The sequence below is a fragment of the uncultured Stenotrophomonas sp. genome, assembly GCF_963519925.1.
In the GTDB taxonomy this organism is placed as follows: Bacteria; Pseudomonadota; Gammaproteobacteria; order Xanthomonadales; family Xanthomonadaceae; genus Stenotrophomonas; species Stenotrophomonas maltophilia_AE.
On sequence record NZ_CAUQPH010000150.1, the window covers coordinates 1 to 7,973 of the forward strand.

Consider the following 7,973-nt stretch of genomic DNA (forward strand, 5'->3'; position numbering starts at 1 on the left):
CCTGCCACCCCGCCCGCGGCCGACAACGGCACCGCGCCGACCGGTGCCGAAGACGATTTCGCCGCGCTGTATGGCGGTCCGGCGCCGAGCGCCGACGGCGGCGAGCCGTCGACATCGGCCTACGACCCGTGGGAAGGCTTCAACCGCCGCGTGCACGCCTTCAACAACGTGGTCGACCGCGCGGTCGCGCGGCCCCTGGCTACCGCCTACACCCACGTCGTGCCGCGCTTCGCACGCACCGGCGTGACCAACTTCTTCAGCAACCTGCGCGCGCCGGTGACCATCACCAACCAGCTGCTGCAGGGCCGCCCCGGGGATGCCTGGGACAGCCTGGGCCGGTTCGTGATGAACTCCACGCTGGGCATCGGTGGTCTGTTCGACCCGGCCAGCCGCGCGCTGGTACCGCGCCGCAGCGAGGATTTCGGCCAGACCCTGGGCGCGTGGGGCTGGCGCAGCTCGCGCTACGTGGAGCTGCCGTTCTTCGGCCCGCGTACCGTGCGCGACGTGTTCGGGCTGGCCGGCGACATTCCGCTGTCGCCGATCCGCACCATCGAAGAAGACAAGGTGCGCATCCCCCTGCAGGGCCTGCAACTGGTGGACATGCGCTCGCAGCTGCTCGCCCTGGACGACATCCGCGACAACGCGGTGGACGAATACGCATTGACCCGCGATGCCTGGCTGCAGCGCCGCAACTACCAGATCCAGAACGACCTGCGTGGTCGCCATGCCCGCGGCAAGGACGCGGACGACACCGCGCCGATCCCGGTCGACGCGATGCCGATGCCCGACTGGGGCAACTAAGAAAAAACCCCGCTTCGGCGGGGTTTTTTTTGATGCATACCCACCAACCGTGGGTACCTGCCGTGGCCGGCGGTGACCGGCGGGCGCCGCAACGTCGCGGGGAATCAGGCGGCGAGTGCGGCGTCGATGGCGGCGACCAGGCGCGGGTCATTGGCCGGAACGTCGGGCGCGAAGCGGGCGATGACCTTGCCGTCGCGGCCGACCAGGAACTTCTCGAAGTTCCACAGCACGCCGGGGGCCGGGTTGACCACCAGGTCCGGGTACTTGGCGACCGCACCCTGCAGCTTCTCGCGCATCGGACCTTCGCCGGTGGCAGCCGGCTGGGCCTGGGTGAGCTGCTGGTAAAGCGGGTGGATGTCATCGCCGGCCACGCTGATCTTGGCGAACATCGGGAAGCTCACGTTGTATTCCAGCTGGCAGAACTGCTGGATGTCAGCGTCGCTGCCCGGCTCCTGGGCCAGGAAATTGTTGGCCGGGAAGCCCAGCACTTCCAGGCCGGCGGCCTGCTTGTCGGCATACAGGGCCTGCAGGCCTTCGTACTGCGGGGTCAGGCCGCACTTGGAAGCCACGTTGACCACCAGCAGCACCTTGCCGCGGTAGTCGGCCAGCGAACTGGCCTGGCCTTCGATGGTGGAAACGGGAATGTCGTAGACGGTCTGGCTCACGGGAAATCCTGTGCGAAGTGAAAAAGGGCACATCGGAGATGTGCCCTGGGAATGGGAAATCAATCGACGCAGATCGTGCCCTGGGCCACGCCGTTGTCGATGCGCTGGCGGCAGCCGAAGTTCTGGCTCACGTCGGTCTGGCATACACCACGCGCCTTGCTGCCAGCCACCAGTTCGGTCTCGCCTTGGGACAGGCACTGGCCTGTGCATTCACTCTTGGCGCTGCAGGCCTTGCCGGCATCGGCGTAGGGCACCACGCACTGCACGCGCTGCAGCCGTCCCAGCGGCTTGAGTTCACCACCGGCGGCCGCGCAGCGGGCGGCATCGGCGTTGTCGACGGCGGCGGGAGCGTTCGTGGCGGTGTCGCCGGCATTCGGCGAACTGCTGCAGCCGGCAAGCGCGAGCATCAGGGACAACATCAGGGTAAGACGCATCGGTTCAATCCTGGAGGAGGAAAAGGAAGGCAGGCACGTGGCCGCGAGCCAGCATCGCCGATCGCGTGCATGCAGGGTGTCGGCAATGCGTTTCAGTCCTGCGCGGCTGACACGTCGTCCGCGCTGGCCTCGTCATCGTCGCCGCTGGCATCGCCCAGCAGCAGATCGGTCTGCTCGCTGCCCAGTGATTCCACCCCGCGCAGGCGGCGTTCGATGGTGCGGGTCTTGCGGCTGGCCTCGCCCAGGCTGCGGCCGACCGTGCTGATCTGCTTTTCGGCCTTTTCCAGAATGCCGGCGAACTTGCCGAACTCGCTCTTCACCGCACCCAGCAGGCTCCAGACCTCGCTGGAGCGTTGTTCGATGGCGAGGGTGCGGAAGCCCATCTGCAGGCTGTTGAGCAGCGCGGTGACCGTGGTCGGCCCGGCCACCACCACGCGATGTTCGCGCTGCAGCAGGTCGACCAGGCCAGGGCGGCGGATCACTTCGGCATACAGGCCTTCGGTCGGCAGGAACATCACCGCGAAGTCGGTGGTGTGCGGCGGCGCGATGTACTTGTCGCAGATCGACTTGGCCTGGATCCGGATCGCGCGTTCCAGCTGCGCGCCCTGCACGCGCACACCGTCCACATCCCCCTGTTCCTGCGCATCGAGCAGGCGCTCGTAGTCTTCGCGCGGGAACTTGGAATCGATTGGCAGCCACACCGGGGTGTCCTCGTGGCCGCGCCCGGGCAGGCGCACCGCGATGTCCACCATCTCGCCGCTGTCCGGGCGCACTTTGACCCCGCGCGCATACTGCTCCTGGGTGAGGGTCTGCTCGAGGATGTTGTCCAGCTGCACTTCGCCCCAGCTGCCCCGGTTCTTGACGTTGGTCAGCACGCGCTTGAGGTCGCCGACGCCGGTGGCCAGCTGCTGCATTTCGCCCAGCCCACGCTGCACCTGTTCCAGGCGGTCGGACACCAGCTGGAACGACGCACCCAGCCGCGCTTCCAGCGTGGTCTGCAGTTTTTCGTCGACGGTGACCCGCATCTGGTCCAGCTTCTGCGCGTTGTCGGCCTGCAGGCTCCGCAGCTGCTGTTCCAGCGTGGCGCGCATTTCGCCCATGCGCTGTTCGTTGCGCTGGGTCATCTCCTGCAGGCGCAGGCCCAGGGATTCGCCGAACCGCTGCTGCGACTGCGTGGCTTCCTCGCGGCCCAGCCGGGCATCATCGGCCACGGCCTGGCGCAGCGCGCCCATGTGGGCGTCGCTGCGTTGCTGGGCCAGCCCGGCATCCTCGCGTGCCTTGCGTGCGTCTTCACCCAGCGCGTCGCGAAGCAGGTCGAGGCGCTGGTCGGTGCGGGTGGACAGGTCGGTCAGCGCGCGCGCAAAGGTTTCCAGCCGCGCGTCCTGCTGCCGGCCCAGGCCTTCCAGCTGCTCGCGCAGCTCGCTGCGGCCCACCCGCGCTTCTTCGCGCAGGCTCTGATCGAGCTCGCCATGGTCGGAACGCCGCAGCAGGAGCACCAGCTGCAGGATGAGGACGGCACAGAGCAGGCCGCCGAGAATGAGGAATTCAGGTTGCATGGAAGAAGTGTAGGCTGAGCCGGTCTCATTCGCTGCGCCGGATCAGCCTTCCCGCTGCCCTGAAGCTCAGAAGCCTTCCAGTACCACCTTGCCCACCGCGCGGTGGCTTTCGATGTGCGCATGCGCGCGGCGCAGGTTGGCGGCGTCGATGCGGCCGTAATGTTCGCCCAGGGTGGTACGCAGCACCCCGCCGTCCACCAGCTCGGCCACCCGGTCGAGCAGCACGTGCTGCTGCTGCAGGTCGGGCGTGCTGAAGCTGGAGCGGGTGAACATCGACTCCCAGTGCAGCGACAGGCTCTTGCGCTTGAGCGCCATCACGTCCAGCTGGCCCGGGTCGTCGATCAGCGCCAGCTGTCCCTGCGGGGCCAGCGCGGCGACGATCTGCGCGTAGTGCTGGTCGGTGTGGGTGAGGCTGGCGACGTGGGTGACGGCCTCGATCCCGATCCGGCCCAGGCCTTCGGTCAGCGGCTGGCTGTGGTCGATGACGTGGTGGGCCCCCAGCGCGTATACCCAGTCCTGGGTGTCCGGGCGGGAGGCAGTGCCGATCACGGTCAGCCGGGTCAGCTGGCGCGCCAGCTGGACCAGGATCGAGCCGACGCCGCCCGCCGCACCGATCACCAGCAGGGTCTGGCCTTCACCGCCGCCTTCGGCGATGCGCAGGCGGTCGAACAGCAGCTCCCAGGCAGTGATCGCGGTCAGCGGCAGCGCGGCGGCGGCCGCGTCGTCCAGGCTGGCCGGCTTGCGGCCCACGATGCGCTCGTCCACCAGCTGGTACTCGGCGTTGCTGCCCGGGCGGTTGATGTCGCCGGCATAGAAGACCGCGTCGCCCTGCTGGAACAGGGTCACCTCGCTGCCCACCGCATCGACGATCCCGACCGCATCCCAGCCCAGCACGCGCGGGGCGTCGACCGCCACGCCACGGCGCACCTTGGTGTCCACCGGGTTTACCGAGACCGCGCGCACCTGCACGCGCAGGTCGCGCGGGCCCGGGGTAGGCACCGGCAGGGTGATGTCGACCAGGGATGCCGGGTCGGCGATCGGCAGGCCGTGCTGGGTATAGGCGATGGCTTTCATGGGAGAGATCCTTGGAGGAGGCGCCCAGCTTCGCCTGCCCTGTCACGGCCGGAAAGGCGCAGAATGCAGCAGCACTTTCACTCCTGGAATGAAAATGGTCCGCTTCGAGGATCTGCAGCTGTTCGTCCGCACCGCCGCGCTTGGCAGCTTCTCCAGCGCCGCGCGCGAGGTCGACCTGCTGCCCGGCCAGGTCGCCGCTGCAGTGGCCCGGCTGGAGCGCGAGCTGGACCTGCGCCTGTTCGTGCGCTCCACCCGCAGCCTGCGCCTGACCGCCGAAGGCGTGCTGTACCTGCCCTACGCGCAGGACCTGCTGGCGACGCTGCAGGAAGCGCAGGCACGGGTACGCGGCGAGGATGCCGAGCTGCGCGGCGTGCTGCAGGTGGCGGCGCCGTCGGACCTCGGCCGCAACGTGCTGCTGCCGTGGCTGACCGAGTTCCGCGCCGCCCACCCCCGGCTGCAGCTGCGGCTGCTGTTGTCCGACCAGGTCGCCGACGTGTTCCGCGATCCGGTGGATATCGCCTTCCGGCTGGGGCGCTTCGACAACGCCAGCTACGTGGCGCTGCCGCTGGCACCGGACAACCGCCGCGTGCTGGTGGCCTCCCCGGCCTACCTGCAGCGGCATGGCACCCCGGCCTCGCTGGAGGCGCTCAAGGACCACCACTGCCTGGTCTACCAGCTGGCCGGGCGGCCCTATGACCGCTGGAGCTTCGAGCAGGACGGGCGGCGCGTGGTGGTGCCGGTGCGCGGCCAGCTGGTCTGCGACGACGCCGACGTGGTGCGGCGCTGGGCGCTGGCCGGCGAAGGCATCGTGTTCAAGTCGTGGCTGGATGTGGCCGACGATGTGCGCGCCGGGCGCCTGCAGGTGCTGATGGGGGGCGCAGGCGACAGCCTGCCGTTGAACCTGGTGTGCCCGCACCGCAAACAGTTTTCCCCCGCGATCCGCCAGCTGCATGCGTTGTGCGCCGAGCGCCTGCAACCGATGCTGGCCGATCTGCCCGGACGTGCGCGGTAACGCTGTCGGCGACGGGTCGGGTAGCCGACAATGGCGGCCCCCGTTGTAGTCGAGTCACCGCCATGCCGTGGATGGGCATCCAGGACCTGTGGACCTTTGTCGTTGCCGTGCTGGTGTTCCTGGCGCTGCCGGGCCCGGGCACCTTCACCCTGCTCACCGCCACCGGGCGCGGCGGCGTGCGCGGCGGTTACACCGCGCTGTTCGGGCTGCTGCTGGGCGACCAGATCCTGATGTGGCTGGCGGTGGCCGGCGTGGCCGCGCTGCTCCGCGCCAACCCGCTGGTGTTCCATGCCGTGCAGTATCTCGGTGCCGCCTACCTGGTGTGGGTGGGCATCGGCCTGCTGCGCCCGGCGACACCGGCCGGCCGCGATGACGACGGCAGTGGCGTCCGCCTGCGCCCCGGCCAGTACTTCCGCCAGGCGATCCTGGTCAGCCTGCTCAACCCCAAGGCCATCATCTTCTACATGGCGTTCCTGCCGCTGTTCATCGACCCGGCCCGGCACCAGGGCGTGGTGACCTTCGCGACCATGGCAGCGCTGATCTTCGTGCTGAGCCTGGCGTACTGTTCGGTGCTGATCGGGGTGGGCAACCTGTTGCGGCGCCGGATCATCCAGCACCCGCGGGTGGGGGTCTGGCTGAAACGCGTGGCCGGGGTGTTCCTGGTCGGGTTCGGCGTGCGCCTCGGCGTGAGCGGCTGAGGACCGCGTCCCCCTGCGACAGCGACGTGGCGCAATAGGGGCGGGGAATCGCAAGCGGCCCGGCAATGTGTGCCGGATTCGTCAGCCACGATCATTTGAAATGATCGTCAAGCGATTCACGACGCCCGGCAGTAGTAATGCTGCGCCGCGTTCGGTCACACTCGGGAAATTGTCGATACCAGTCATCCTGTGAGGTTCCATGTCATCGCTGCTACGGCGCAAGTCGCTCGATTCCGTCACCGTCCATGAAGCCGGCAGGAGCCTGGTCCGTACGCTGAGCTGGCCGCACCTGATCGCCATGGGCATCGGCGCGATCGTCGGCACCGGCATCTACACCCTGATCGGCGTGGGCGCCAACCTGGCCGGGCCGGCGGTGCTGATCTCCTTCGCCATCGCCGGCGCGGTCTGCGCCTGCGCGGCGCTGTCCTACGCCGAACTGTCGACGATGATGCCGGCGGCCGGCAGCGCCTACACCTACAGCTACACCGCGCTCGGCGAAATCTTCGCGTGGGTGGTTGGCTGGAGCCTGATCCTGGAGTACTCGCTGGTCGTCAGTACGGTCGCCGTGGGCTGGTCCGGCTATTTCGTCGGGTTCCTGGAATGGATCCACGGCAACTTCGGCATCGACATCCGGCTGCCGTTGGCGCTGTCGGCCGGCCCCCATGTGGAAGGCGGCGTGTTCAACCTGCCCGCGGTGATCATCACCTGGGTGGTGGCCGGCGGCCTGATGCTGGGCACCAAGGAAAGCGCCACGCTGAACGCCATCCTGGTGGTCCTGAAGATCATCGCGCTGGCGGTGTTCGTCGCCGTTGCGCTGCCCGCGTTCGATTCGGCCAACCTGCACCCGTTCATGCCGCATGGCTTCGCCAAGTCGCTGGGTCCGGATGGCGTGGAGCGCGGCGTGATGGCGGCGGCCGCGATCATCTTCTTCGCCTTCTACGGCTTCGATGCGATCTCCACGGCCGCGGAAGAAACCAAGAACCCGGGGCGTGACCTGTCCATCGGCATCATCGGCTCGATGGTCGGCTGCACGATCATCTACATGCTGGTGGCCCTGGCGGCGGTCGGCGCGATGAGTTACGCGATCTTCGGCAGCAGCGCCGAACCGCTGGCCCTGATCATGCGCGAACTGGGCCAGCCCAAGGCGGCGGCGGTCATCGGCGTGGTGGCCATCATCGCCCTGCCGACCGTGCTGCTGGCCTTCCTGTTCGGGCAGAGCCGCGTGTTCTTCGTCATGGGCCGCGACGGCCTGCTGCCGCGCGGTCTGTCCGCGGTGAACAAGCGCACCGGCACGCCGGTGGCCACCACCCTGTTCAGCGCCGCCGTGGTCTCCGCCCTGGCCGGCGTCGCCCGCCTCGACGAGATCGCCGCGCTGGCCAACGCCGGCACGCTGGCGGCCTTCACCGCGGTGGGCATCTGCCTGGTGGTGATGCGCCGTCGTGCGCCGGACGCCAAGCGCACCTTCCGCACGCCGATCGCCTGGTTCATCGGCCCGGCCGCGGCGCTGGGCTGCATCTACCTGTTCATCAGCCTGCCGAGCAGCACCCAGCTGTACTTCCTGATCTGGAACGTGATCGGCCTGGCCGTGTATTTCCTGTACAGCCGACGCAATGCATTGATCGGCCGTTGAGGTTGCCGGGGGATACCGACCCGCCGTCGGTATCCCGGTAGCGCCGGCCGTTGGCCGGCCTACGCGATGACCGCAACGTTCATGAGGGCCGGCCAACGGCCGG

General features: G+C 68.7%; 8 protein-coding genes. 4 read left to right on the top strand and 4 right to left on the bottom strand.

From position 1 onward, the window contains the following. Window positions 1–801 (top strand): VacJ family lipoprotein (locus RWO33_RS17540; RefSeq protein ID WP_314106478.1); only part of this gene is annotated, 801 nt, incomplete at its 5' end. A gap of 104 nt (window positions 802–905) precedes the next feature. Here the strand turns inward: RWO33_RS17540 and RWO33_RS17545 are convergent. The 4 genes from RWO33_RS17545 to RWO33_RS17560 form a co-directional block, all read right to left on the bottom strand. Then, window positions 906–1,466, bottom strand: a complete 561-nt coding sequence (locus tag RWO33_RS17545; RefSeq protein ID WP_314106479.1) for a glutathione peroxidase — start codon at window positions 1,464–1,466, stop codon at window positions 906–908. Window positions 1,467–1,525: 59 nt separating this feature from the next. Continuing rightward, on the bottom strand, window positions 1,526–1,900 hold the full coding sequence (locus RWO33_RS17550; protein WP_314106480.1) for a hypothetical protein: 375 nt from the start codon (window positions 1,898–1,900) through the stop codon (window positions 1,526–1,528). A gap of 92 nt (window positions 1,901–1,992) precedes the next feature. Further along, window positions 1,993–3,456, bottom strand: coding sequence for a DNA recombination protein RmuC (rmuC, locus tag RWO33_RS17555; protein WP_314106481.1), 1,464 nt, complete (start codon window positions 3,454–3,456; stop codon window positions 1,993–1,995). A gap of 66 nt (window positions 3,457–3,522) precedes the next feature. Then, window positions 3,523–4,530, bottom strand: a complete 1,008-nt coding sequence (locus tag RWO33_RS17560) for a zinc-binding alcohol dehydrogenase family protein (protein WP_314106482.1) — start codon at window positions 4,528–4,530, stop codon at window positions 3,523–3,525. An 88-nt stretch (window positions 4,531–4,618) separates the two neighbouring features. Here RWO33_RS17560 and RWO33_RS17565 point away from each other — a divergent pair, with 88 nt between their 5' ends. From RWO33_RS17565 to RWO33_RS17575, 3 genes are all read left to right on the top strand, one after another. Continuing rightward, window positions 4,619–5,542 carry a LysR family transcriptional regulator gene (locus RWO33_RS17565; protein WP_314106483.1) on the top strand — a complete coding sequence of 308 codons (924 nt, stop codon included), beginning with the start codon at window positions 4,619–4,621 and terminating at the stop codon, window positions 5,540–5,542. 62 nt (window positions 5,543–5,604) lie between these two features. Then, on the top strand, window positions 5,605–6,240 hold the full coding sequence (gene leuE, locus RWO33_RS17570; protein WP_314106484.1) for a leucine efflux protein LeuE: 636 nt from the start codon (window positions 5,605–5,607) through the stop codon (window positions 6,238–6,240). Window positions 6,241–6,439: 199 nt separating this feature from the next. Then, window positions 6,440–7,870 carry an amino acid permease gene (locus RWO33_RS17575; protein WP_314106485.1) on the top strand — a complete coding sequence of 477 codons (1,431 nt, stop codon included), beginning with the start codon at window positions 6,440–6,442 and terminating at the stop codon, window positions 7,868–7,870. The last annotated feature ends 103 nt before the right edge of the window (window positions 7,871–7,973 follow it).